Raw genomic sequence first — 22,948 nt, forward strand, 5'->3', positions numbered from 1 at the left:
TTTCCTTAGTAACTTCAACCACTTGCGCTTTCGATCTCTCGTTAGCGGGAGGCGAATTCTACAGCGTTACACGCTGCTGTCAACACCTCTTTTTCAACTTCTTTTGCGCTTCGATGACCTGAAGCAGCTGACCGTCAAAACTGCGTAACTCATTATTTACCAAGGAGTTTTCCGTTTCGACTGCGCCGGAAGTGGGGCGAATTATAGACCGTTACAATTCGCCGTCAAGCGCTTATTTCAGCTTTACTCGGATTTGAGCGTAATGCGCGCAAATGCCTTCTTGCCAGCCTGGCAAACGTGGGTTGCGCCCAGTACGTATATAAAGGTGCGATCAACCACTTCACCATCTATACGCACACCACCGGAATTGAGCAGGTCACGCGCCACTGCCGAATTCTTCACCAGGCCTGCCTTATTAAGGACGGCTGCGATCGGCATGTCTTCAGCTGCGGTCAATTCGATTTCAGGCAGGTCATCCGGCAACTCGCCCTCTTTCATCCGGTTGCCTGCAGCACGATGGGCATTGGCCGCCGCTTCTTCGCCGTGGAAACGCGCAACGATCTCCTCGGCCAGCTTGATCTTGATGTCACGCGGATTAGCGCCCGCTTCGACGTCGGCACGCAAGGCATTGATCTCATCCATCGAGCGGAAGCTGAGCAATTCGAAGTAGCGCCACATCAGCGCATCAGGAATCGAAACCAGCTTGCTGTACATCACGCCCGGTGCTTCCTGGATACCCACGTAGTTGCCCAACGACTTGGACATCTTCTTCACGCCATCCAGACCTTCCAGCAGCGGCATGGTCAGGATGCACTGAGGCTCCTGCCCGTAACCCCGCTGCAACTCACGCCCCATCAGCAGGTTAAACTTCTGATCAGTACCGCCCAACTCCACATCCGCGCGCAAGGCAACGGAGTCATAGCCCTGAACCAGCGGGTACAGGAACTCATGGATAGCGATTGGCTGGTTGGTGGTATAGCGCTTGTCGAAGTCATCGCGCTCGAGCATGCGAGCCACAGTGTATTGCGACGTCAGGCGAATGAAATCCGCCGGCCCCATCTGATCCATCCAGGTAGAGTTGAACGCCACTTCGGTCCTGGCCGGATCGAGGATCTTGAACACCTGGGTCTTGTAGGTCTCGGCGTTGTCGAGAACCTGCTCGCGCGTCAGCGGCGGACGCGTGGCGCTCTTGCCGCTCGGATCGCCGATCATCCCGGTGAAGTCACCTATAAGGAAGATCACCTGATGCCCCAGCTCCTGGAACTGGCGCAGCTTGTTGATAAGCACCGTGTGACCCAGGTGCAAATCCGGCGCCGTCGGATCGAAGCCGGCCTTAATACGTAGCGGCTGGCCACGCTTGAGCTTTTCGATCAGCTCGGACTCGACCAACAGTTCTTCCGCACCACGTTTGATCAGCGCTAGCTGCTCTTCAACCGACTTCATAACAGACCCGCAAGGCTCGAATTCAAAGGGAACCAACCATACAAGATCACGGGTCAAATACAAAGTTTGGCCGGCGCAATGACGCCAATCCGCCGGCAGAGTGACCGCGGACTTGCTTCAAGGATGATTTGGTTATATTTTATACAGTTATTTCATCTTCATCATGTCATTCATCTTTTCCAATTCATCTTTTTCAAAGTCAAAAATTACCTATGACCAAAGAATCGTCTAAAGCGCCACCGCTTTACCCGAAGACCCATCTGCTCGCTGCAAGCGGTATCGCCGCCCTGCTGAGCCTGGCACTTCTGGTATTCCCTTCCAGTGATGTAGAAGCCAAAAAGACAACCCTGAGCCTTGAACTGGAAAGCCCTGCTGAACAACTGACACAAGATCAAGACGCCGCAGAAGCCGTTCAAGCCACAAATGAAACCGCCGCTTCGCCTTTCGCACAGATCGACAACAGCGCTGAACAGCCCCAGGAAACCGCTCAAGCCGAGCCCGCGCCTGCGCCAGTGGTTGAAGAAAAGAAAGCCCCAACCCATCGGGAAGTGATAGTTGCCAAGGGGGACACGCTGTCCACCCTGTTCGAGAAAGTTGGCCTGCCCGCCACTTCCGTGCACGATGTTCTGGCCAGCGACAAGCAAGCCAAGCAGTTCAGCCAGCTCAAGCGCGGCCAGAAACTCGAATTCGAACTGACCCCGGACGGCCAGCTGACCACTCTGCACAGCAAGGTCAGCGATCTCGAAACCATCACCCTGACCAAGAACGACAAGGGTTATGCCTTCAACCGTGTTACCGCCAAGCCGAGCGTGCGCTCTGCCTACGTCCACGGCGTGATCAACAGCTCGCTGTCGCAGTCTGCCGCTCGCGCCGGCCTGTCCCACAGCCTGACCATGGACATGGCCAGCGTATTTGGCTACGACGTCGACTTCGCCCAGGATATTCGCCAGGGCGACGAGTTCGATGTGATCTACGAACAGAAAGTCGTCAACGGCAAGGCCGTGGGCAATGGCCCTATCCTCTCTGCGCGCTTCACCAACCGTGGCAAGACCTATACCGCTGTTCGCTACACCAACAAGCAAGGCAACAGCAGCTATTACACGGCTGACGGCAACAGCATGCGCAAGGCGTTCATCCGTACTCCGGTAGATTTTGCGCGCATCAGCTCCAAGTTTTCCATGGGCCGCAAGCACCCGATCCTGAACAAGATCCGTGCGCACAAGGGTGTCGACTACGCCGCCCCTCGCGGCACGCCGATCAAGGCCGCCGGTGACGGCAAGGTATTGCTGGCCGGTCGTCGCGGCGGCTACGGCAACACGGTGATCATCCAGCACGGCAACACTTACCGTACGCTGTACGGCCACATGCAAGGCTTCGCCAAGGGCGTGAAGACCGGCGGCTCCGTCAAACAGGGCCAAGTCATCGGCTACATCGGCACCACCGGCCTCTCCACTGGCCCGCATTTGCACTACGAATTCCAGGTCAATGGCGTGCACGTCGATCCCCTGGGCCAGAAAGTCGCGATGGCCGACCCGATTTCCAAGGCCGAACGCGCACGCTTCCTGGCCCAGAGCCAGCCGCTGATGGCCCGCATGGACCAGGAAAAATCCACCATGCTGGCTTCGAAGCGCTAAGCCATGACGCTCTACATAGGCGTGATGTCTGGAACCAGCCTGGATGGCCTGGACATCGCGCTGGTGGAGCTGGACCCGGCGATCAATCTGATCGCCACCCACTACATCCCCATGCCCGACCCCTTGCGCTGTGAGCTGCTGGCGTTGTGCGCCAGTGGCCCCGACGAAATAGCCCGCTCGGCAATTGCCCAGCAAAACTGGGTCAAGCTTGCGGCGCAGGGCATTGCCACCCTCCTCGCTGAACAGAACCTGCAGCCCTCAGATATCCGCGCGATCGGCAGTCACGGCCAGACCATTCGGCACGAACCGGCGCGGGGTTTCACGGTACAAATCGGCAACCCTGCCCTGCTCACCGAGCTGACCAACATTACCGTAGTCAGTGATTTTCGTAGCCGTGACGTAGCGGCTGGAGGTCAAGGTGCGCCGCTGGTTCCCGCTTTCCACGAAGCGCTATTTGAAGAACAGCCTGGCAACCGCGCAGTCTTGAATGTCGGCGGCTTTAGTAATCTGAGCCTGATCGAACCCGGCAAAGCGGTATCGGGTTTCGATTGTGGCCCGGGAAATGTGCTGCTGGATGCCTGGATTCACCAGCAACGCGGCGATAATTACGATCGTGATGGCCAGTGGGCGGCCAGCGGCAAGGTTGAACCAGCGTTATTGCGGGCCTTGCTGAGCGATCCATTCTTCGTGACCCAAGGCCCGAAAAGTACCGGGCGCGAGGTGTTCAACCTGCCATGGCTGACACAGCATCTGTCCCGGCTGACGGCATTCGCTGCACAAGACGTGCAGGCAACGCTGCTGGAGCTCACAGCACTGACCATCGTCGAGTCGCTGCAACAGGCGCAATCGGCGACTCGGGAACTGCTGGTCTGCGGAGGTGGCGCGCATAACCTCGCATTGATGGCACGCCTGGCCAGCCTGCTGCCGGACGCAACAGTCAGTAGCACCGGCGCCTATGGCGTAGATCCTGACTGGGTCGAGGCCATGGCTTTCGCCTGGCTGGCTCACTGCTGCCTTGAAGGCATCGCAGCCAATCGCCCTAGCGTCACCGGCGCTCGCGGCTTGCGCGTGCTTGGCGCCATCTATCCCGCCTGACCATCCACCGAATCCCGCACAGCAAAACGCCGCACAACCCAATGGGAGTGTGCGGCGCTTGATTTGGAATCGACGTGCGATCAGATCGAGAACGAAGAACCGCAACCACAGGTGGTCGAGGCGTTCGGATTCTTGATCACGAAGCGCGACCCTTCCAGCCCTTCCTGATAGTCGACCTCGGCACCCGCCAGGTACTGAAAACTCATAGGATCCACAACCAGGCTGACACCTTCGCGCTCGACGATGGTGTCGTCATCGGCCACTTCTTCATCGAAGGTGAAGCCGTACTGAAAACCTGAACAACCGCCGCCCGTAACAAATACGCGCAGCTTCAAGCGATCATTCCCCTCTTCATCGACCAGGCTCTTCACCTTGTGCGCAGCACCGTGGGTAAATTGCAAAGCCGTGGGGGTGAAGGATTCGACGCTCATGCTAACTATCTCCCGGCGTTACGCCGCCATAATGCGTGATGACGGGCATTATCCGCTTCTCCTAGAAAATTGGTCAACTATTGTTACGGTATATCAATCACACCTATTGTCAGACCAGAATGCAAAAAGGCCCGCTTTACGGGCCTTTTTGCCGATCAAGGGAAGGCGTTACGGCAGCATGCCCGCGTGGGACAGGCCCAGGCGCTCATCGAGGCCGAACAGGATATTGAGGTTCTGCACCGCCTGACCGGAGGCCCCCTTCACCAGATTGTCGATGACCGACAACACCACGACCAGATCACCATCCTGCGGACGATGCACCGCGATACGGCAGACATTCGCGCCGCGCACACTGCGGGTTTCCGGGTGGCTGCCAGCGGGCATTACATCGACGAACGGTTCGTTGGCATAGCGCTTTTCGAACAGCGCCTGCAGGTCGACGGAGCGATCGACAACCGTTGCATACAGCGTCGAGTGAATACCGCGAATCATTGGCGTCAGGTGCGGAACGAAGGTCAGACCGACTTCCTTGCCCGAGGCACGACGCAGGCCCTGGCGAATTTCCGGCAAATGACGGTGCCCTTTGACGGCGTAAGCCTTCATGCTTTCCGACGTCTCGGAGTACAGCGAACCGACTGCAGCCCCACGACCGGCTCCGCTGACACCGGACTTGCAGTCGGCGATCAGGCGAGAGGTGTCGGCCAGACCGGCTTCGAGCAGCGGCAGGAAACCCAACTGGGTAGCGGTCGGATAGCAACCCGGCACCGCGATCAGGCGCGCCTGGCTGATTTGCTCGCGGTTAACTTCCGGCAGACCGTATACCGCTTCCTCAAGCAACTGCGGGGCACCGTGAGGCTGGCCGTACCACTTGGCCCACTCATCTGCGTCCTGCAAGCGGAAGTCTGCCGACAGGTCGATGACCTTGGTGCCCGCCGCCAGCAACTCGCCAGCAAGGGCGTGCGCGACACCGTGGGGCGTGGCAAAAAACACCACGTCGCAGGCGCCCAGGGTCTTGATATCCGGAACGCTGAAGGCCAGGCCGTCGTAATGACCGCGCAGGTTGGGATACATATCAGCCACGGCCAGACCGGCCTCGGATCGGGAAGTGATCACTGCCACTTCAGCTTGCGGATGCTGTGCCAACAGACGCAGCAGTTCGACACCGGTGTAACCCGTGCCGCCGACGATACCGACCTTGACCATAAACCTGCCCTCAACGAACCCACTGGAAAGCCGACGATAATAGGGCCCGTATCGTTCTGCGACAACCGGCAAGGTGACGTGCGGGCGCTCAAGCCTCTACTATTCGGGCTACCGTGAACCTGGGAATAACTAAAAATGCTTTATCTGTGGCTCAAAGCGCTTCATATCGTCAGCATGGTCTGCTGGTTTGCCGGCCTTTTCTACTTGCCGCGCCTGTTCGTGTATCACGCGCAAAGCGAGGACACCGTCAGCAAGGAACGCTTCAGCCTGATGGAACGCAAGCTGTACCGCGGCATCATGGGCCCGGCGATGATCGCCACGCTGGTCTTCGGTGTCGCTCTGACCTACCTCAACCCCAGCATCTTCGCCCAGGGCGCCTGGATTCACGCCAAGCTCACGCTGGTCGTGTTGCTGATTGGCTACCACCACATGTGCGGCGCCCAGGTGAAACGTTTTGCCCGTGGCGAAAACACCCGCAGCCATGTCTTCTTTCGCTGGTTCAATGAAGTGCCGGTTCTGTTATTGCTGGCTATCGTAATTCTGGTAGTGGTTCGGCCGTTCTAAACTCAACAGACACAACTCACCGGGGTACTTCCAATGTCGCTGCCCGCTTTGCTCGAACAACGTCTGCGCCTGCCTGTTGTGGCGGCGCCGATGTTCCTGATCTCCAATCCGCAACTGGTGCTGGCCTGCTGCAGAAATGGCGTGGTTGGCAGTTTTCCAACTCTGAACCAGCGCGAAAGCAGCGGCTTCAAGGCGTGGCTGGAAGAGATCGAAGCGGGCCTGGCGGTTCTGGACAACCCGGCGCCTTACGCAGTAAATCTCATCGTCCACAACAGCAACCCCAGGCTGCAGGCGGATCTGCACATTTGCGTCGAGCATAAAGTGCCGATCGTGATTACCAGCCTGGGCGCGGTCAAGGAGTTGGTAGACGCGGTTCACAGCTATGGCGGCCTGGTGTTTCACGACGTGACGACCCGTCGTCATGCCGAGAAAGCTGCCGAGGCAGGAGTGGACGGCCTGATCGCGGTAGCGGCCGGCGCCGGGGGCCATGCCGGAACATGGAGCCCGTTCTCGCTGATTGCGGAGATCCGCCAGTTCTTCGACAAGACGCTGCTACTGGCTGGCTGCCTGAACCACGGCCACGAGGTCCTCGCCGCGCAACTGCTGGGGGCTGATCTCGCCTATTTCGGTACACGGTTTATCGGTACGACCGAAAGTCATGCGCCTGAAGCCTATAAACAAATGCTGCTGAACTCCCGGGCGGCGGATATCGTCCATACTCCAGCCGTGTCGGGCGTGCCGGCCAGTTTCATGCGCCAGAGCCTGGAAGCGGCCGGATTCGATACCGCGGCTTTGCAAGGCAAGGGCGAAGTGAACTTCGGTGCCAAACTGAAGCCGATCAGCGACGAAGCCAAGGCGTGGAAGACGGTGTGGTCCGCGGGCCAGGGCGTTGGTGAAATCGACGACCTGCCAAGCGTGGATGAACTGGTGGCACGCCTTGATGCCGAATACCGCAAGGCGCTGGAACTGGCCTCGACGCTGCCCAAACGCTGGCCACGATGAGCCCCCACCCGCCTCCTCAATGACCACTCGCGACAAGGATGCCTCGCAATGAGCGAAAACCGTTTCAAGATCATGTTCGACGGCGCTCTGCTGCCAGGCGTTGACATCACCACCGCCAAGCTCAACCTTGCCCAGCTGTTCAAGAGTGATGTAGCTGCCATCGAACGGCTGTTCAGCGGCCGACCGGTTGCGCTCAAACGCGACCTGTCGCACTCCGATGCCCAGACCTATCTGCAGGCACTGGCAAAAACCGGCATTGATGCACGGATCGAAAGCGAACCTTCGATCGAGCTGAACCTGTCTGACGTCCAGGAACGCGCCCCTGCGCCAGCCTTCGTCCAAGATCCGCAATCACCTTACGCGCCCCCGCACGCAGCAGTCGGTGAAACGGTGACGGGGTTCGCCCCACTCAAACCGTTCAGCTTCCAGGGTCGTATCGGTCGCTTGCGCTTTCTCGCCTGGACGATGGTACTGACGTTGGTGACACTTGGCCTGGGCACCCTATTGGCGCTCATAGGCCTGGCCGTCTTCAGTGCAGACTCGAGCGGCGGCCTGATTCTCGCCGGTCTGCTGGCTTTCGTCCTGATCGCCGCGCTCGGGTTCGTGAGCATTCAGTTCAGCGTCCAGCGCCTGCATGACATTGGTTGGTCGGGCTGGCTGTGGCTACTGAACCTGGTGCCTTTTGTTGGCAGCTTCTTTCCTTTTGTCATGATGATCATGCCGGGCAACAGTGTCGCCAACCGCTATGGTGCTCCGCCTCCGCCCAACAGCAACGCTGTCAAAGTCCTGTCTTGCTTGTGGGTGGTCTTTATTGCCTTGGTTTTCATTGGCGGCCTGGCCGGTGGCCTCTCGGCCATTCAGGATGAGTACCAGAACGCGACCCAAAGCGCTTATGAAAGTGACTCCGTCAGCCCTTCCGAAATCGAAGATCAAACCGAAGTGGAAACAGAGCCGGTGCCGAATTCAGCTGACGATGCAGCCGAAGAAGCCCAGCCACCTGTAGACTCTGCGAAAGAATGAACAGCACTCCCCGCCGGTGACACCTGCGTCGCGGGTGCGGAGCTGTTGCGATGGAGAACTGCATGACCCGTTACGCTCTGATCACTGGTGCCTCCAGCGGTATCGGCCTGGCGATGGCCGAAGCGCTGGCCCGGCGCGGCCGTAGCCTGCTCCTGGTGGCCCGACAGCGTGATCAGCTGGAAAGCATTGCCATTGAACTGACTCAACGTTTTGGCGTGGAGGTGCTTTTTCGCGCCTGCGACCTGGGCGAGCCATTGCGGCTGTCCGGTTTCCTGCTGGAGCTTGAAGAAGGCGACCGGCAGATCGACCTGCTGGTGAACTGCGCCGGTATTGGCACCTGCGGCCCGTTCCTCGCACAGGACTGGATGACCGAGCAGGACCTGATCGAAGTGAACATCCTGGCGATGACTCGCCTGTGTCATGCCATCGGCAATAGCATGGCGCTGCACGGTGGCGGGCAAATCCTCAATGTGGCATCGGTCGCAGCCTTCCACCCAGGCCCCTGGATGAGCACCTATTACGCCAGCAAAGCCTACGTACTGAATTTCTCCGAAGGGTTGCGCGTAGAACTGAAGAAGTGTGCGATCAAGGTTTCGGTGCTTTGCCCTGGCCCTACCCGTACCGGATTTTTCCGCACGGCCCAACTGAACACCGACAAGCTGAACAACACCCGCCTGACAATGAGCCCCGAAGAAGTCGCGCTCTATACCGTTCGCGCCCTGGAAAAAAATCGCGCGATCATCATCCCGGGGCGACGCAACCGCTGGCGGGCCTTCCTGCCGCGCCTGGGTTCACGCTGGCTCAACCGGACAATCGCGGGCATGGTCAACAAGGCCTATTGCCCGCGCTGATACCCTGCAAGGTAAAATCCTGGGCCCGGGCTAGCTCCGTGGGTACACTCAGGCCAGACCAAACAACGGAGAAAACAGCTGTGGATACTCTGTTCACCAAGATCATCAACCGGGAGATCCCGGCCAGGATCATTTACGAAGACGACCAGGTTCTGGCCTTCCACGACATCGCGCCACAGGCACCGGTGCATTTCCTGGTGATCCCGAAGAAGCCGGTGCGCACCCTCAACGACCTCACCGAGGAAGACAAAACGCTGGCCGGGCACATCCTCTTCACCGCCCAGCGCCTGGCACTGGAACTGGGTTGCGAGAAGGGTTTTCGCGTCGTGATGAACTGCAATGAAGATGGCGGGCAGACCGTCTATCACATCCATATGCACGTACTGGGTCAACGGCAGATGACCTGGCCGCCGGGCTGATCGGTGGGAGCAAGGCTTGCCCGCGACGGCATCCTCGAGACTGCCATCGCGGGCAAGCCTTGGATCTACAGAATCACCGGCATCAAAGGTATAGGTTCTGCCCCTCCCTCAAATGACCCAACGCAAACCTTCCCCGGCCGATTCGGTTAAACTGGCCGCCGAGATTCTTCCCGGAGGTCAGCATGACTACCCAACGTCACTACTCGCCCATTGACCGTCTACTGCTACAAGCCGATGCTGCCATGCGTACCCTGCTGCCCTTCAGTGGCCAGCCGTACCGCCCATCGCCCGCTATCGTGCAACCGGATGTGCAGATGAGCGACGAAGACACCCGGCATGTCGCCGGCCTGATGCGCATCAACCATACCGGCGAAGTCTGCGCCCAGGCGCTGTACCAAGGCCAGGCCCTGACCGCCAAGCTGCCGCACGTGCGCGCTGCCATGGAACATGCTGCAGAAGAAGAGATCGATCACCTGGTCTGGTGCGAACAACGCATCCACCAGTTGGGGAGCCACACCAGCATCCTCAACCCGCTGTTCTACGGCATGTCGTTCGGTATTGGCGCAGTGGCCGGTTTGATCAGCGACAAGGTGAGCCTGGGCTTCGTTGCCGCCACCGAACACCAGGTGTGCAAACACCTGAACGAACACCTTGAGCAGTTGCCGGCCGAGGACGAAAAGTCCCGGGCGATATTGCAGCAGATGCGCACTGATGAAGAACACCACGCGGAAAGCGCGCTGGATGCGGGCGGGTTTCGTTTTCCGGCGCCGGTGAAGTTCGGGATGAGCTTGTTGGCCAAGGTGATGACCAAGAGCACCTACCGGATCTGATCTGCTCCCACAAGAGCGCTGCATCAGCCAGAGGTGTGCGGAAACCATAAAAAAGGCGACTACCGTGAGGAAGTCGCCTTTTTTGTACCCGTAAATCTTAGGTCGGCATGTTGCGCGCGTAGAAGATTTCCAGCATTTCGTGCTTCACACGGTCGGTCACCTGGGCGCGTTGCTCAGAGGACAGGCTGTTGGTGGCATCGCCGAACAGGTAGTTATCCAGTTCGAAGTTCTTCAACAGCATTTTGGTGTGGAACAGGTTTTCCTGGTACACGTTCACGTCGGTCATCTGGTAACTGGCGCGGGTGTCTTCGGAGAGGTAGTTCTGGATCGAGTTGATCTCGTGGTCGATGAAGTGCTTCTTGCCCTCAACGTCACGGGTGAAGCCGCGCACACGATAATCCACGGTCACGATGTCCGAATCGAACTGGTGAATCAGGAAATTGAGCGCTTTAAGCGGTGAAATGACGCCACAGGTCGACACGTCAATGTCTACACGGAACGTTGCAATACCGTCATCCGGATGGATTTCCGGGTAGGTGTGCACCGTGATGTGGCTCTTGTCGAGGTGGGCCAGGATAATTTCAGGCAACGGCCCCGGAGACTCTTCGATCTGGCTGTCGGTCGGGGTGACCGGCTCTTCCGAGATCAGAATCGTGACGCTGGCACCCTGGGGTTCATAGTCCTGACTGGCAATGTTCAGGATGTTGGCACCAATGATATCGACAACTTCAGTGAGGATCTGCGTCAGGCGCTTGGCGTTGTACTCTTTATTGATGTACTCGACGTAAGCCTGTTGGTCTTGCGGGGTTTCCGCGTAGCAGATGTCATAGATGTTGAAGCTCAAGGTCTTTGTCAGGTTATTGAACCCGTGGAGCTTGAGTTTGCTTTTCACCGTTAAAAACTCTCTATGTATTGCGGCCCGGGCCGCGTGATCAAGCATGCCCGTCAGATGCGAACAACGCAGCTGCGTAGGACGGTTAACACCTCTTCGCGATGGCGATTTTGGTTGTCTGTTCGGGTGAGTGGCCTGTCGGCAGACGGTCCACGACCCTGAAAAAAGTGGCGCATTATGCAGACGTCAGCTTGGGATCGCCAGAGTCTGCACTGCATTTATGATAGTTGAATGTCGATTCAACCGAGTTCGATGATTTCGTAGTCGTGGGTGATGGCCACGCCCGCCGCCCCGAGCATGATCGAAGCCGAGCAATATTTCTCTGCTGACAGCTCGATGGCACGCTTGACCTGAGCCTCTTTGAGCCCGCGGCCCTTGACCACGAAATGCATGTGGATCTTGGTGAATACCTTTGGATCCTCATTGGCGCGCTCGGCCTCGAGGAAGGCTTCGCAGCTTTCGACCGCCTGGCGCGACTTCTTGAGAATGCTGACTACGTCGAAATTGCTGCAACCGCCGACGCCCAGAAGGAGCATTTCCATCGGCCGCACGCCCAGATTACGGCCGCCGGCATCGGGAGGACCGTCCATGACCACGACATGACCGCTGCCGGATTCGCCGAGGAACATGGCTTCGCCAGCCCATTGGATGCGTGCCTTCATCGCCCAGACTCCACTACATAAAAAAGGGTCGCCAGCTTAGCACAGGGCCCGCGGTTGACAGCGTTCACCTGTGCAGGACATAACCACAGGCCCCAGGCAAAATCTCGAAAACTGCAGAAAGTGTCTGTTATGCTGGCGCCAAATCGCTGGCGCCTTGCCAGACCTGAAGCGAACAACAAGATCGTCCGATCGCGGCCAGAACTGTCGTCAGCTCCTGCACATAAATCCAACTTACCGCGCAGTCTTTTCGGGATACAACCATGGTTGCTATTGCCCCCACCCCCAAGATCAAGAACCTCGACAAGCTGCTCATGCACTGCCAGCGCCGTCGGTATCAGGCCAAGAGCAACATCATTTGTGCCGGCGACCGCTCCGATACCCTGTTCTTCATCATCAAGGGCTCGGTCACGATCCTGATCGAAGACGACGATGGCCGCGAGATGATCATCGCGTACCTGAACTCCGGGGACTTTTTCGGTGAGCTGGGCCTGTTCGAACAGGCCGGCCAGGAGCAGCAACGCAGCGCCTGGGTGCGGGCGAAGATTGAATGCGAAGTCGCGGAAATCAGCTATGCGAAATTTCGCGAATTATCCCTGCAGGACCCAGACATTCTTTACGTGCTCAGCGGACAGATCGCCCAGCGCCTACGCAATACCACCCGCAAAGTCGGTGACCTGGCCTTCTTCGACGTGACGGGCCGCGTCGCGCGCTGCCTGCTGGAACTGTGCAAGCAACCGGACGCCATGACTCATCCCGACGGGATGCAGATCAAGGTAACCCGTCAGGAAATCGGGCGGATTGTCGGGTGCTCCCGGGAGATGGTCGGTCGCGTGCTCAAGGATCTGGAAGAGCGCAACCTGGTAAACGTCAAAGGCAAGACCATGGTGATCTTCGGCACGCGTTAACCGCCGAACATCTGCTTGAGCATTTGCCGATAGAGTTGGTCCAGTCGCATCAATGCTTGCGGTGCGGCGAATTTCTCATGCAATGCAATGTGGCTTTCGGCGCGTACTCGCTGCTCCAGGCCACAGGCTTGATTAAAACGATTGACCGCAGCCACCATGGATTCGCGCTGGTTATCGAGCAGCAACGCCCCATGCACCAGGCCGACCGGCCGCGTACCGCCCTTGCTTTGCCGCCAGCGTTGAGCGGTGCCAACCATTTTCCGACCGTCCAGGTTGACGTTGAAGCGACCATCACAGAATGCACCTTCCACTTCACCGATGGACGACGCCCCGCCCAACTCATCCAGCAACTGACAGATAGGATCGCAGAGGCGGCGATAGGCTGTTTCGATACGATTCTGGTCACCCTCGCTGCGCGGTGGAGCATAAACCAACGCAATGTTGATCGTGGCAGCGGACTGCGGCACGGGCTCGCCTCCGGTTTCACGCAACAAGACTGGCCAACCGGCGGCAGCGGAAACTTCGCAGGCGGATTCGAACTGAGGCAGGCGATTGAGACGACGCGGCATGACCAGCGCCTGATCATTGGGCTGCCAGAACAGCAGGCCGAATTCCGATTCACCGGTGCAGATCTGCGCAAGCAGGTCCTGTTCGGCGAGCAAGCCGGCTTCTACAGAATGAGAGATTGGCTGGGGCATGGATGACTCAGCAAGACATGACGTCTGTGGGGTTCTTGATGGCCTCTTCGCGGGCAACCCCGCTCCCACAGGGATTGGGTTGCCTACGAAAATGCACTCAGTCGAGGGTAGAACCGCTGACTGCAGTACCACGCTCGGGGAAAAACAGACGCTGCAGTTCAGTACCTGGGCTTTCCGCGCGCATGAACGCTTCACCCACGAGGAACGCGTAGACGTCGCTGATTTCCATCAGCTCCACATCGGCACGGTTGAGAATGCCGCTTTCGGTAATCACCAAACGATCTCGCGGAATTCGCGGCAACAGATCCAGGGTAATCTCCAGGCTCACGTCGAAGGTATGCAGGTTGCGGTTGTTGATGCCCACCAGCGGTGTGTCGAGGGTTTTCAAGGCCCGCTCCAGCTCGTCTCCATCGTGAACTTCCACCAGTACGTCCAGGCCGACACCTTTGGCGACAGCCGCCAGCTCGGCCATTTTCACGTCGTCCAGGGCGGAAACGATCAACAGCACACAGTCGGCGCCCAATGCCCGGGCTTCGACGATCTGGTAAGGGTCGATCATGAAGTCCTTGCGGATTACCGGCAGTTTGCACGCCGCTCGCGCCTGCTGCAGGTAAGCATCGGCACCCTGGAAGTAATCGATATCAGTGAGTACCGACAGGCAGGTGGCGCCGCCCTTTTCGTAGCTTCTGGCGATATCGGCAGGTACGAAGTTCTCGCGGATCACACCTTTGCTGGGTGAGGCCTTCTTGATTTCAGCGATGACGGCAGGCTGCTTCGACTTGGCCTGGGCGATCAATGCGTTGGCAAAACCACGGGGGGCATCGGCCGCCTTGGCCAGGCTTTCCAGCTCGGCCAGACTCACACGAGCACTGCGCTCGGCGACTTCCTGGACTTTACGCGCCAGAATGTTTTCCAGAACCGTCGGTACACTCATCCTTCATTCTCCACTCTGAATACCGCGGTAAATGCACCCAGCTCCTCAAGCTTTTCCCGAGCAAGACCTGTGTGCAGCGCATCGTGCGCCAGGGCAACGCCCTCTTTCAAACTGGTGGCATGGTCGGCGGCGTACAACGCCGCACCGGCGTTAAGCACAATCATCTCGGCCGCTTTCTGACCGTTCTCGGTCTTGCGCTTGCCCAGGGCATCGCGAATCAGCTCCAGCGATGCCGCCGGACTCTCGACAGCCAGGCCGTGCAGGCTCTGGCTCTTCATGCCCAGGTCTTCAGGCTCTACCCAATACTCCGTGATCTGGTCGTTCTTCAATTCCGCAACGAAAGTCGGCGCGGCAAGACTGAATTCATCAAGGCCATCCTTGGAATGCACCACCAGCACGTGCTTGCTGCCAAGCCGCTGCAAGACTTCGGCCAAGGGACGGCACAACGCCTGGCTGAACACACCCACTACCTGATGTTTGACACCGGCCGGATTCGTAAGCGGGCCGAGCATGTTGAACATCGTGCGCAAGCCCAGCTCGCGGCGCGGGCCGGCGGCATGCTTCATGGCACTGTGGTGGGTCTGGGCAAACATGAAGCCGATGCCGACGTTGTCGATGCAGCGCGCCACCTGGACCGGCGTCAGGTTCAGGTAGATACCGGCTGCTTCCAGCAGGTCCGCGCTGCCGCTTTTACCCGACACTGCGCGGTTACCGTGCTTGGCCACGGTGCAGCCGGCGGCCGCGACCACAAACGAAGACGCGGTCGACACGTTAAAGATGTTGGCACCGTCACCGCCGGTACCCACCACGTCGACCACACCGTCAAGGGTCTTGAGTTCGACCTTGTCTGCCAGCTCGCGCATGGCCGACACCGCGCCGACGATCTCGTCGATGCTCTCACTTTTCATGCGCATGGCCATCATGAATGCGCCGATCTGCGAATCCGTGCATTGTCCGGTCATGATTTCGCGCATCACATCGCGCATCTCGTCCGTGCTGAGGTCGAGTTGGCCGACGATACGGCTCAGGGCTGTCTTGATATCCATGGAAAGTCCTTAGCGCGTGCCGCCGGTTTGTTTGAGGAAGTTGGCGAACAGTTCGTGGCCCTGCTCGGTGAGGATCGACTCAGGGTGAAACTGCACCCCCTCGATGTTCAGCGTCTTGTGGCGCAAGCCCATGATTTCGTCGACCGAGCCGTCTTCCAGCTGAGTCCAGGCCGTCAGCTCCAGACAGTCGGGCAGGGTCTCGCGCTTGACGATCAGCGAGTGATAACGAGTGACCGTCAGCGGTCGGTTCAGGCCGGCGAATACGCCCTTGTCCTCGTGGAATACCGGGCTAGTCTTACCGTGCATGACCTGGCGCGCGCGAACCACGTCACCACCAAAGGCCTGGCCGATGGATTGATGCCCGAGGCACACGCCCAGGATCGGCAGCTTGCCGGCGAAATGCTTGATGGCTTCGATGGAAATGCCGGCTTCGGTGGGTGTGCAAGGACCGGGGGACACCACGATGCGCTCAGGGTTGAGGGCTTCGATTTCGGCAATGGTGAGCTCATCGTTGCGCACGACTTTGACCTGGGAGCCGAGCTCACCAAGGTACTGCACAACGTTGTAGGTAAAGGAGTCGTAGTTATCGATCATCAGCAACATGGCGCTGGGAACCTCTTGAATTCACTGATTTTTGAACATGACCTTCAGATGATTACCCGCAGGGCGCTGCGCTTTGTCGGGTGCTGGAGTGGCGCCAGCGAAGCGGCAGGTAAAACGGGCAACGAAGGTCAATCGGTACAGGTCCGGCGAGGCCGGCAAAGAATTCAGGCGCGCCAACGCCAGCGGGCGTGTGCCTTGATGACTTGATCCAGGAGTTTGCTGATGATCAACACGGGGAAGGTCTCATTCATACGTCTTGGCACAGTAACTTAGCTGGGCGGAGCGTGCAATATCGCGGTGACGCCCGCAGGCGAATCATTAGAAGGGATCGCGACGGATGGCGAAAGGCCGGTTTTTTTTGGTACTGTCGTTTCGTTCACTACAACAATAAATAAACGGACTTGCTCATGATCAAACAGACGCTGTTTGTACCGCTCGCCGGATGCTTGCTCGCAATGGCCTGCACCCAAGCGATCGCCGCTCCCAACCCATACTCCAATTTTGTCGTGTTCGGCGACAGCCTCAACGATGCCGGGACCTTTACCGATTCAGGCGGGCCGGCAGGTGCGACCCAGCGCTACACCAACCGGACGGGGCCGGTTTATCAGGATGGCAGCGGCGAGTCGCGCTCGCTCAACTCTACCCAATTGCTGGGTGGCCGACTCGGGTTCTCTGCCGACGAAACCGCAGCGTCGACGTCGGCCGTGCGGGCCAACCAGGGTTTGGCGGATGGTAATAACTGGGCGGTCGGCGGCTACCGCACCGACCAGATCCTTGACTCGATCACCACCCAGTCCGCTACAGGGGAGCGCACCCGGGTCGGTTATCTGCCGTCGAACAATTTCCAGGCTGACCCAAATGCGCTGTACTACCTCTCGGGAGGTGGTAACGACTTCCTTCAGGGGCGCATCCTCAACCCCGCCCAGGCGAACGCCGCCGCAGACCGCCTGGCCGACAGTGTGCAAGTGCTGCAGACCGCCGGCGCGAAATACGTGATGGTCTGGTTGCTGCCGGACATCGGCCTGACGCCAGCCATCAATGGCACCGGCCTGCAAACGGCCGCCACCCAGCTCAGCAATCAGTTCAACCTGCAGCTGGTGCAGCGCCTGCAGGGCATCAACGCCGAAATCATCCCGCTGAACATCCCCCTGCTGCTGCAGGAGAGCTTTGCGGATCCGGGACGTTTCGGCCTGGCGACTGACCAGAACCTGACGGCAACCTGCTTCAGTGGCAATGGCTGTACGGAAAACGCTACCTATGGCATCAACAGTGCAACGCCAGACCCGACCAAGCTGATCTACAACGATGGGGTCCATCCGACCGAAGCCGGGCAAAAGCTGATCTCCGATTACGCCTATTCCCTGCTCGCCGCGCCATGGGAGCTGACGCTGCTGCCGGAAATGGCCCACGCCACCTTGCGCGCGCATCAGGACGAACTGCGCAGCCAATGGCAATCGGACTGGGAAGACTGGCAAGCGGTCGGGCAATGGCGAGCGATTGTTGCCGGCGGCGGCCAGCATCTTGACCTCGACAGCCAGAGCAGCAGCGCCAGCGCCGACGGCAGCGGTTACAACCTGAATGTGGGCGGCAGCTACCGGCTCAATGACGCCTGGCGCGTAGGTGTGGCCGCAGGTTTCTACCGGCAGAACCTGGAAGCCGGCAATAACGACTCGGACTACAAGCTCAATAGCTACCTGGCTACGGCATTTGCCCAGTTCCAGCAGAACCGCTGGTGGGCGGATGCTGCGCTGACAGGCGCAAAGCTGGACTACGACAACCTCAAGCGCAAGTTCGACCTGGGCGCCAGCGAAGGTGCCGAGAAAGGCGATACTGACGGGCATTTGTGGGCATTCAGCACGCGCATTGGCTACGACATTGCCCAACCAGGCAGCGAGTGGCACCTGTCACCGTTTGTCAGTGCCGATTACGCCAAGGTGGAAGTCGACGGTTACTCGGAGAATAGCAATCGCGCAACCGCGTTGAGTTTTGATGACCAGACCCGTAACTCGAAACGCCTGGGCGTTGGCCTGCAGGGCAAGTACCAGATCACCTCGCAAACTCGGGTGTTTGGTGAGTATGCCTACGAGCGCGAGTACGAGGACGATGTGCAGAAAATCAACATCGCCCTCAACAGCTTGCCGGCCAATGATTTCACCCTGCAAGGCTATACCCCGCAGAGTCATTTGAACCGGGTGAATCTGGGGGTAAGTCACAACCTCACCAGAGACCTCGCACTGCGCGCGAGCTACATCATTCGCAAGGATGACGACTTTACCCAACAAGGCGTAAACCTGGGTGTGGCGCTGGATTTCTGATCCGCCGGTCGACAGGCAAAAAAAAGCGGCGCCCTTTCAGGCGCCGCTTTTTTTGGGGGTGCCCCCCTTTGTGTCAACTCATGCGTCCGGGGTTTGCTCGGCCAGCGCCACCGCGCGGAACATGGCGCGTCGCTTGTTCAACGTTTCTTCCCATTCCAGTGCCGGCACCGAGTCGGCAACGATCCCGCCACCGGCCTGCACGTGCAGCTCGCCATCCTTGATCACCGCCGTGCGGATCGCGATGGCGGTGTCCATATTACCGTTCCAGGCAAAATAACCCACCGCTCCACCGTAGACTCCGCGTTTGACCGGCTCCAGTTCGTCGATGATCTCCATCGCACGAATCTTCGGTGCGCCCGATAAAGTGCCAGCCGGCAGAATTGCCCGCAGCGCGTCCATCGCGGTCAGCCCGGCTTTCAATTGCCCGGTGACGTTGGAAACGATATGCATCACGTTCGAATAACGCTCGATGACCATCTTCTCGGTGAGTTTCACCGAGCCGATTTCCGATACGCGACCGGTGTCATTACGTCCCAGGTCGATGAGCATCAAGTGCTCGGCGATTTCCTTGTCGTCGGACAGCAGGTCCTGCTCCAGCGCCAGGTCCGCTTCTTCGTTGGCGCCCCGTGGACGGGTGCCGGCGATCGGGCGCACGGTGATCAGGTTGTCTTCGACCCGCACCAACACTTCCGGTGAACTGCCAACGACGTGGAAATCACCGAAGTTGAAGAAGTACATGTAGGGCGTCGGGTTGAAGCAGCGCAGCGCCCGGTACAGATCAATCGGTGCCGCCTTGAAGTCGATCGACATGCGCTGGGAAGGTACGACCTGCATGCAATCACCAGCGAGGATGTATTCCTTGATGGTGTCGACGGCTTTTTCGTAATCGTCCTGGGTGAAGCTGGAGCGGAACACCGGGTCCGCCGCTTGCTGCTTGCTGAAGTCCAGGCCACGGCGCGGAGTGATTGGCTGGCGCAGTTGCTCCAGCAACTCCTGCAGGCGTGCCTGTCCCTGCTCGAATGCACCTTCCTGCGCTGGATCAGCCAGGACAATGGCGTGCATCTTGCCGGCCAGGTTGTCGAAAACCACCACCGCATCCGAGACCATCAGCAGGATATCCGGCACGCCCAGCGGGTCCGGGTTCGGACACTTGCCCAGGCGTTTCTCGACATAACGCACGCAGTCATAACCGAAGTAACCCACCAGGCCGCCATTGAAGCGTGGCAAACCAGCAATGGTAGGCACGTTGTAGCGCGCCTTGAATTCTTCGACGAAGGCCAGCGGGTCTTGCGTCTCGTGGGTTTCGATTTCGACTCCGTCGTGGGTCACGCTGACGTGGTGATCATGCACCCGCAACACAGTGCGGCACGGCAGGCCGATGATCGAATAACGGCCCCACTTTTCCCCGCCCTGCACCGATTCGAGCAAGTAGGAGTTCGGCTGGTCGGCCAGTTTCAGATAGATCGACAGCGGCGTATCGAAGTCGGCCAGGGTTTCGCAGGCCAGGGGAATGCGGTTATAGCCGGCAGCGGCCAAACGCAGGAATTCTTCGCGGATCATGGGGTAGCCTCGTGGCTTGAGGTGCTAACAGTCAAGTATGCAAACGCGCCGGAAAGCCGGCCAGAATCGAGTCAGGCGCGCCAACGCCAGCGGGCCAGGGCCTTGATGACTTTCATCCAGAGTTTGCGGGTGACCACCACGATGGCGTTTCCATTTGGGGATTGAACAGCGTCGGGCAACGTTATCCCAGAGGCCGTATCCAGGCAACCGGGAATTAGCTTGCGCAGGTCGTCAATCACCAGTGCCGGCGATTCTTCGGCAATAGGCCGGCCGTGGTTATAGCCGTAGCTCAGCGCGACGCACTTGACCCCTGCCGCTTTCGCCGCCAGCACGTCGCTGCGCGAATCACCGACGAACAACGACTGCGAAGCCGGAATGTTGGCCATTTTCATCACAAAGAACAGCGCGGCCGGGTCGGGTTTTTTTTGCGGCAGGGTATCGCCGCCGATGATCCATTTGAAATAGCGACCGATCTTCATCTGGTCCAGCAGCGGCGCGACGAAACGCTCCGGCTTGTTGGTGATCAGCGCCATTTCCACGCCCTGCTTGTGCAACCATTTGAGCGTGTCGCGAACTCCAGGGTAGACCTCCGTGAGCTCATGACTCTCGCTGTAGGCTTGCATGAAGATATCCAGCGCGCCTTCGGCTTCACCGTCATCAACCGTTGAGTGATCGATGTCACCGGCCAGCGCACGTCGTACCAGCACCGGCGCGCCGTTGCCGACCCACCTGCGTACCGACTCGAGGCCCGCAGGCTGGCGGCCGAGCTTGAGCAGCATGTTGTCCACGGCGACAGCCAGGTCGGGGACCGAATCGATCAGCGTGCCATCCAGATCGAACATCACCAGGCGCGGCAACGCCCCTGGGAACAGCTGCTCAAAGCCACTCATGGACGGGTCAACGCCAGTTCGGAGCGCATCTTCTCGATCACTTCCTGGTAGTTCGGCGCGTTGAAGATGGCCGAGCCGGCGACAAAGGTGTCAGCTCCCGCCGCCGCAATTTCACGAATGTTGTTCACGTTCACGCCGCCGTCGATTTCCAGGCGGATGTCGCGACCGCTGGCATCGATCAGTGCCCGCGCTTCGCGCAGCTTGTCGAGGGTGCCAGGAATGAACTTCTGCCCGCCGAAGCCGGGGTTGACGCTCATCAGCAGAATCATGTCGACCTTGTCCATCACGTACTTGAGTACGTCGAGCGGAGTCGCCGGGTTGAACACCAGGCCAGACTTGCAGCCGCCTTCGCGGATCAGTTGCAGGGAGCGGTCGACATGCTGCGTCGCTTCCGGGTGGAAGGTGATGTAGGTCGCGCCGGCTTCGATGAAGTCGCCGACTATGCGGTCTACCGGGCTGACCATCAGATGCGCGTCGATCGGCGCGGTCACGCCGTATTTACGCAGCGCCGCGCAGACCATCGGACCAATGGTCAGGTTCGGCACGTAATGGTTGTCCATGACGTCGAAGTGGACGAAGTCGGCGCCAGCGGCCAGGACGTTGTCCACTTCCTCGCCCAGGCGGGCGAAGTCGGCGGAGAGAATCGACGGAGCAATTACGAAGGGCTGCATGACGCACCTTTTCTGAGCAGAATCACGATGGCGCGCATTGTATACCTCATGCTTTGACGCGTGCGACGTGACTGCGATGATCAGTAAGCCGCCCGGTAGATCTTCTCGATATCGACGGCGCTCAATTGACGAGGATTGTTGCGCATCAGGCGTTCGATCCCCGCGGCTTCCACGGCCATGGCCGGGATCGCATCCTCGGGAACGCCGAAACTGCGCAGGCCCTGGGGAATTTCAACCGCAGCGCACAATGCCGCCATTGCCTCGACGGCTTTGTGCGCGGCCTCATTGGCACTCAGATGAGCGGTCCGGACCCCCATGGCCTCGGCAATATCCTGCATTCGCTCAACGCAGGCCATCTTGTTCCACGTCATGACATGGGGCAGCAACAACGCATTGCTGACGCCATGGGCGATATTGAAGCGCCCGCCCAACGGATACGCCAGTGCATGCACTGCACCGACCCCGGCATTCCCGAACGCCATGCCGGCCATCAGGCTGGCAGTGGCCATGTCTTCGCGGGCCTGCAGATTGGACGGGTTGGCGTAGGCCTTGGGCAGCGCCCCGGAAATCAGCTTGATCGCGCCGATAGCCAAGGCATCGGTAATGGGCGAAGCATTAACCGAAAGGTAGGACTCGATGGCATGCACCAGCGCATCGACGCCGCTCGCTGCCGTGACGCCGCGCGGACAGGTCAGGGTCATCTGCGGGCTGACCAGCGCCACGTCCGGCAACAGATAGTCGCTGACAATTCCTTTTTTGAGCTGTGCGACCTTGTCGGACAGGATCGCCACATTGGTCACTTCCGAGCCGGTACCGGCAGTCGTGGGGATGGCGATCAACGGCGGGCCTTTGCGGGGCACCTGGTCGACACCGAACAAATCCTCAAGCGCACCGTGATAACCGGCATAGGCTGCGACACTCTTGGCGATGTCGATCGCACTGCCACCACCCAGGCCGATGAGCCCGTCGTGCCCGCCTTCGCGATAGACCTGCATGCAATCTTCAACGATGGCGATTTCCGGATCCGGCAACACCCGGTCAAAGATCTCATAAGTGCGACCGCCCAATTGCGCCAGCGCGAGCTCGACTGTGCCGGATTTAACCAGCGCAGCGTCGGTGACGATCAGGGGGTGGTCGATGTCCAACCGGGTGAGCTCAGCGGCCAGCTGCTCGATGGCACCTGCACCGGTGATCAGTTTGTGGGCGATTTTGAAAGAGGAAAGACTCATGTGCGCAGCCTCTTATAGGTAGGAGCTGGGCAACAATAGTAGCTGGGGATT

General features: G+C 59.2%; 23 protein-coding genes. 10 read left to right on the plus strand and 13 right to left on the minus strand.

Annotated features, from left to right (window positions below):
• Positions 1-243: 243 nt before the first annotated feature.
• Positions 244-1,443 carry a tyrosine--tRNA ligase gene (tyrS, locus tag EQV97_RS09265; RefSeq protein ID WP_240888857.1) on the minus strand — a complete coding sequence of 400 codons (1,200 nt, stop codon included), beginning with the start codon at positions 1,441-1,443 and terminating at the stop codon, positions 244-246.
• Positions 1,444-1,655: 212 nt separating this feature from the next.
• On the opposite strand from tyrS, the gene EQV97_RS09270 reads away from it, so the two are divergent.
• On the plus strand, positions 1,656-3,077 hold the full coding sequence (locus tag EQV97_RS09270) for a peptidoglycan DD-metalloendopeptidase family protein (RefSeq protein WP_122841274.1): 1,422 nt from the start codon (positions 1,656-1,658) through the stop codon (positions 3,075-3,077).
• A 3-nt stretch (positions 3,078-3,080) separates the two neighbouring features.
• A complete protein-coding gene (locus EQV97_RS09275) occupies positions 3,081-4,172 on the plus strand; it encodes an anhydro-N-acetylmuramic acid kinase (RefSeq protein WP_122841273.1) in 1,092 nt (363 codons plus the stop codon).
• Positions 4,173-4,252: 80 nt separating this feature from the next.
• On the opposite strand, the gene erpA is transcribed toward EQV97_RS09275, so the two are convergent.
• Together erpA and argC are read right to left on the minus strand one after the other, a co-directional pair.
• Positions 4,253-4,603, minus strand: a complete 351-nt coding sequence (gene erpA / locus EQV97_RS09280) for an iron-sulfur cluster insertion protein ErpA (RefSeq protein ID WP_007947969.1) — start codon at positions 4,601-4,603, stop codon at positions 4,253-4,255.
• A 168-nt stretch (positions 4,604-4,771) separates the two neighbouring features.
• The gene (gene argC / locus EQV97_RS09285) at positions 4,772-5,806 is read right to left on the minus strand and encodes an N-acetyl-gamma-glutamyl-phosphate reductase (RefSeq protein ID WP_045059999.1); all 1,035 of its coding nucleotides are present in this window, start codon (positions 5,804-5,806) and stop codon (positions 4,772-4,774) included.
• Positions 5,807-5,941: 135 nt separating this feature from the next.
• Here argC and hemJ point away from each other — a divergent pair, with 135 nt between their 5' ends.
• The 6 genes from hemJ (at position 5,942) to coq7 (ending at position 10,492) form a co-directional block, all read left to right on the plus strand.
• Positions 5,942-6,370: a protoporphyrinogen oxidase HemJ gene (hemJ, locus tag EQV97_RS09290; RefSeq protein WP_240888858.1), complete on the plus strand. Its 429-nt coding sequence runs from the start codon at positions 5,942-5,944 to the stop codon at positions 6,368-6,370.
• 33 nt (positions 6,371-6,403) lie between these two features.
• A complete protein-coding gene (locus EQV97_RS09295; RefSeq protein WP_240888859.1) occupies positions 6,404-7,372 on the plus strand; it encodes a nitronate monooxygenase family protein in 969 nt (322 codons plus the stop codon).
• Between the two features lie 48 nt (positions 7,373-7,420).
• On the plus strand, positions 7,421-8,392 hold the full coding sequence (locus tag EQV97_RS09300; protein WP_240888860.1) for a DUF805 domain-containing protein: 972 nt from the start codon (positions 7,421-7,423) through the stop codon (positions 8,390-8,392).
• Between the two features lie 62 nt (positions 8,393-8,454).
• Positions 8,455-9,243: an SDR family oxidoreductase gene (locus EQV97_RS09305; RefSeq protein WP_045059995.1), complete on the plus strand. Its 789-nt coding sequence runs from the start codon at positions 8,455-8,457 to the stop codon at positions 9,241-9,243.
• An 80-nt stretch (positions 9,244-9,323) separates the two neighbouring features.
• Positions 9,324-9,662 (plus strand): histidine triad nucleotide-binding protein, encoded by a 339-nt coding sequence (locus EQV97_RS09310; RefSeq protein ID WP_045059994.1) that lies wholly within the window; start codon positions 9,324-9,326, stop codon positions 9,660-9,662.
• A gap of 182 nt (positions 9,663-9,844) precedes the next feature.
• A complete protein-coding gene (gene coq7 / locus EQV97_RS09315) occupies positions 9,845-10,492 on the plus strand; it encodes a 2-polyprenyl-3-methyl-6-methoxy-1,4-benzoquinone monooxygenase (protein WP_045059993.1) in 648 nt (215 codons plus the stop codon).
• Positions 10,493-10,589: 97 nt separating this feature from the next.
• Here the strand turns inward: coq7 and speD are convergent, their stop codons facing one another.
• Complete coding sequence (gene speD, locus EQV97_RS09320; protein ID WP_122841271.1) at positions 10,590-11,384, minus strand: adenosylmethionine decarboxylase; 795 nt, start codon at positions 11,382-11,384, stop codon at positions 10,590-10,592.
• Between the two features lie 239 nt (positions 11,385-11,623).
• Entirely contained in the window at positions 11,624-12,046 is a 423-nt protein-coding gene (locus EQV97_RS09325) for an OsmC family protein (protein ID WP_045059991.1), read from the minus strand.
• A gap of 260 nt (positions 12,047-12,306) precedes the next feature.
• Here EQV97_RS09325 and crp point away from each other — a divergent pair, with 260 nt between their 5' ends.
• Positions 12,307-12,951, plus strand: coding sequence for a cAMP-activated global transcriptional regulator CRP (gene crp / locus EQV97_RS09330; protein ID WP_045059990.1), 645 nt, complete (start codon positions 12,307-12,309; stop codon positions 12,949-12,951).
• Here crp and EQV97_RS09335 read toward each other — a convergent pair.
• The 4 genes from EQV97_RS09335 to EQV97_RS09350 all read right to left on the minus strand — a co-directional run bounded on the left by EQV97_RS09335 (position 12,948) and on the right by EQV97_RS09350 (position 16,232).
• The gene (locus tag EQV97_RS09335; RefSeq protein ID WP_122841270.1) at positions 12,948-13,649 is read right to left on the minus strand and encodes a lipoate--protein ligase family protein; all 702 of its coding nucleotides are present in this window, start codon (positions 13,647-13,649) and stop codon (positions 12,948-12,950) included. The genes crp and EQV97_RS09335 overlap by 4 nt on opposite strands.
• Before the next feature lie 97 nt (positions 13,650-13,746).
• Positions 13,747-14,583 carry an indole-3-glycerol phosphate synthase TrpC gene (gene trpC / locus EQV97_RS09340; protein WP_122841269.1) on the minus strand — a complete coding sequence of 279 codons (837 nt, stop codon included), beginning with the start codon at positions 14,581-14,583 and terminating at the stop codon, positions 13,747-13,749.
• Entirely contained in the window at positions 14,580-15,629 is a 1,050-nt protein-coding gene (gene trpD, locus EQV97_RS09345) for an anthranilate phosphoribosyltransferase (RefSeq protein WP_122841268.1), read from the minus strand. Before trpD ends, trpC begins: the two co-directional genes overlap by 4 nt.
• Before the next feature lie 9 nt (positions 15,630-15,638).
• Positions 15,639-16,232 (minus strand): aminodeoxychorismate/anthranilate synthase component II, encoded by a 594-nt coding sequence (locus tag EQV97_RS09350; protein ID WP_007980194.1) that lies wholly within the window; start codon positions 16,230-16,232, stop codon positions 15,639-15,641.
• Positions 16,233-16,639: 407 nt separating this feature from the next.
• Between EQV97_RS09350 and estP the strand changes: the two genes are divergently transcribed.
• A complete protein-coding gene (gene estP / locus EQV97_RS09355; protein ID WP_240888861.1) occupies positions 16,640-18,547 on the plus strand; it encodes an esterase EstP in 1,908 nt (635 codons plus the stop codon).
• A gap of 78 nt (positions 18,548-18,625) precedes the next feature.
• On the opposite strand, the gene trpE is transcribed toward estP, so the two are convergent.
• From trpE to EQV97_RS09375, 4 genes are all read right to left on the minus strand, one after another.
• On the minus strand, positions 18,626-20,107 hold the full coding sequence (trpE, locus tag EQV97_RS09360; RefSeq protein ID WP_122841266.1) for an anthranilate synthase component I: 1,482 nt from the start codon (positions 20,105-20,107) through the stop codon (positions 18,626-18,628).
• A 71-nt stretch (positions 20,108-20,178) separates the two neighbouring features.
• A complete protein-coding gene (locus tag EQV97_RS09365) occupies positions 20,179-20,997 on the minus strand; it encodes a phosphoglycolate phosphatase (RefSeq protein WP_240888862.1) in 819 nt (272 codons plus the stop codon).
• Positions 20,994-21,668: a ribulose-phosphate 3-epimerase gene (rpe, locus tag EQV97_RS09370; RefSeq protein ID WP_028621492.1), complete on the minus strand. Its 675-nt coding sequence runs from the start codon at positions 21,666-21,668 to the stop codon at positions 20,994-20,996. Before rpe ends, EQV97_RS09365 begins: the two co-directional genes overlap by 4 nt.
• An 80-nt stretch (positions 21,669-21,748) precedes the next feature.
• The gene (locus EQV97_RS09375; protein WP_122841264.1) at positions 21,749-22,897 is read right to left on the minus strand and encodes an iron-containing alcohol dehydrogenase; all 1,149 of its coding nucleotides are present in this window, start codon (positions 22,895-22,897) and stop codon (positions 21,749-21,751) included.
• Positions 22,898-22,948: the final 51 nt, after the last annotated feature.

The sequence above is a fragment of the Pseudomonas sp. TMW22090 genome (genome assembly GCF_022496665.1).
Classification (GTDB): Bacteria; Pseudomonadota; Gammaproteobacteria; order Pseudomonadales; family Pseudomonadaceae; genus Aquipseudomonas; species Aquipseudomonas gregormendelii.

Excerpts from the sequence above, each read along its gene's own strand:
- tyrS (WP_240888857.1), bottom strand. The coding sequence starts at position 1,443 with ATGAAGTCGGTTGAAGAGCAGCTAGCGCTGATCAAACGTGGTGCGGAA.
- EQV97_RS09270 (WP_122841274.1), top strand. The coding sequence starts at position 1,656 with ATGACCAAAGAATCGTCTAAAGCGCCACCGCTTTACCCGAAGACCCAT.
- EQV97_RS09275 (WP_122841273.1), top strand. The coding sequence starts at position 3,081 with ATGACGCTCTACATAGGCGTGATGTCTGGAACCAGCCTGGATGGCCTG.
- erpA (WP_007947969.1), bottom strand. The coding sequence starts at position 4,603 with ATGAGCGTCGAATCCTTCACCCCCACGGCTTTGCAATTTACCCACGGT.
- argC (WP_045059999.1), bottom strand. The coding sequence starts at position 5,806 with ATGGTCAAGGTCGGTATCGTCGGCGGCACGGGTTACACCGGTGTCGAA.
- hemJ (WP_240888858.1), top strand. The coding sequence starts at position 5,942 with ATGCTTTATCTGTGGCTCAAAGCGCTTCATATCGTCAGCATGGTCTGC.
- EQV97_RS09295 (WP_240888859.1), top strand. The coding sequence starts at position 6,404 with ATGTCGCTGCCCGCTTTGCTCGAACAACGTCTGCGCCTGCCTGTTGTG.
- EQV97_RS09300 (WP_240888860.1), top strand. The coding sequence starts at position 7,421 with ATGAGCGAAAACCGTTTCAAGATCATGTTCGACGGCGCTCTGCTGCCA.
- EQV97_RS09305 (WP_045059995.1), top strand. The coding sequence starts at position 8,455 with ATGACCCGTTACGCTCTGATCACTGGTGCCTCCAGCGGTATCGGCCTG.
- coq7 (WP_045059993.1), top strand. The coding sequence starts at position 9,845 with ATGACTACCCAACGTCACTACTCGCCCATTGACCGTCTACTGCTACAA.
- EQV97_RS09325 (WP_045059991.1), bottom strand. The coding sequence starts at position 12,046 with ATGAAGGCACGCATCCAATGGGCTGGCGAAGCCATGTTCCTCGGCGAA.
- crp (WP_045059990.1), top strand. The coding sequence starts at position 12,307 with ATGGTTGCTATTGCCCCCACCCCCAAGATCAAGAACCTCGACAAGCTG.
- EQV97_RS09335 (WP_122841270.1), bottom strand. The coding sequence starts at position 13,649 with ATGCCCCAGCCAATCTCTCATTCTGTAGAAGCCGGCTTGCTCGCCGAA.
- trpC (WP_122841269.1), bottom strand. The coding sequence starts at position 14,583 with ATGAGTGTACCGACGGTTCTGGAAAACATTCTGGCGCGTAAAGTCCAG.
- trpD (WP_122841268.1), bottom strand. The coding sequence starts at position 15,629 with ATGGATATCAAGACAGCCCTGAGCCGTATCGTCGGCCAACTCGACCTC.
- EQV97_RS09350 (WP_007980194.1), bottom strand. The coding sequence starts at position 16,232 with ATGTTGCTGATGATCGATAACTACGACTCCTTTACCTACAACGTTGTG.
- estP (WP_240888861.1), top strand. The coding sequence starts at position 16,640 with ATGATCAAACAGACGCTGTTTGTACCGCTCGCCGGATGCTTGCTCGCA.
- trpE (WP_122841266.1), bottom strand. The coding sequence starts at position 20,107 with ATGATCCGCGAAGAATTCCTGCGTTTGGCCGCTGCCGGCTATAACCGC.
- EQV97_RS09365 (WP_240888862.1), bottom strand. The coding sequence starts at position 20,997 with ATGAGTGGCTTTGAGCAGCTGTTCCCAGGGGCGTTGCCGCGCCTGGTG.
- rpe (WP_028621492.1), bottom strand. The coding sequence starts at position 21,668 with ATGCAGCCCTTCGTAATTGCTCCGTCGATTCTCTCCGCCGACTTCGCC.
- EQV97_RS09375 (WP_122841264.1), bottom strand. The coding sequence starts at position 22,897 with ATGAGTCTTTCCTCTTTCAAAATCGCCCACAAACTGATCACCGGTGCA.